Raw genomic sequence first — 854 nt, forward strand, 5'->3', positions numbered from 1 at the left:
GTTCCATCGAGGATGCGCATTGTGGCAATAGGCGCAGCATGTGGCTCGATGCTTTCCCACAGGCCAATCTTCTCGAGAAACTTGATCGCAGGCACCATAAGCGCGGTTGTGCGTTTGTCGGAACCCTCCGGTAGAACGCCAAGACTGATGACATTGTCGAAACTTTGCGCAAGTGCAATAGCCGCGATCAGCCCCACATGACCTGCGCCCGCAACAATTATCGGATCGGTTCTGGTACTGGTCATGGTTTGTCTCCGCTTCACGCTTTCAACAGTTTATATTAGCCTAATTGCTTGCACTTTGGGCATTTTTCAAGAAAAGCTGCTCACAAATCGTTCGCTATCGATAAGATACAACAGCGAGCGCACTATTATCATGCAGCAGATTGGCACGGACCGTGAAAAAACCGATATTGCCCAAGGCCATAACACCCAAAAAGGTAACGGCACCGCAAGCGAAGGCATTTTCCGTCCATCTTCTCACAGCGTCAGGCTCCTTTCTGGCGTTTCTTTCTGTGGTTGCGGCCAGCGAAGAAAGCTGGACAGCCATGTTCTGGTGGCTTGGACTGGCGCTTTTTGTCGACGGTATCGACGGGCCGATTGCACGTAAGCTGGACGTCAAATATGTCTTGCCCAACTGGTCTGGCGAACTTCTGGACAACATCATCGACTATATGACCTACGTGCTCATTCCGGCCTTTGCGCTGTATCAGCGCGGCTTCATGGGTGAGGGGCTGTCGTTCCTGGCAGCGGCCATCATCGTGGTTTCGAGTGCCATCTACTATGCGGACACTGGCATGAAGACCAAGGAGAATTTCTTCAAGGGCTTCCCGGTCGTCTGGAACATGATCGTCT

The 854-nt window shown here is 52.1% G+C and carries 1 protein-coding gene and 1 pseudogene; one reads left to right on the plus strand and one right to left on the minus strand.

Features of this window, described 5'->3' with window-relative positions; genetic code table 11:
• Positions 1 to 245: pseudogene (locus ACXJ5O_RS28535) on the minus strand (UbiH/UbiF family hydroxylase); the annotation flags it as partial.
• A 179-nt stretch (positions 246 to 424) separates the two neighbouring features.
• On the opposite strand from ACXJ5O_RS28535, the gene ACXJ5O_RS28540 reads away from it, so the two are divergent.
• A partial coding sequence (locus tag ACXJ5O_RS28540) for a CDP-alcohol phosphatidyltransferase family protein (protein WP_457302848.1) occupies positions 425 to 854 on the plus strand: 430 nt, incomplete at its 3' end.

It is taken from the genome of Phyllobacterium sp. P5_D12 (genome assembly GCF_054049495.1).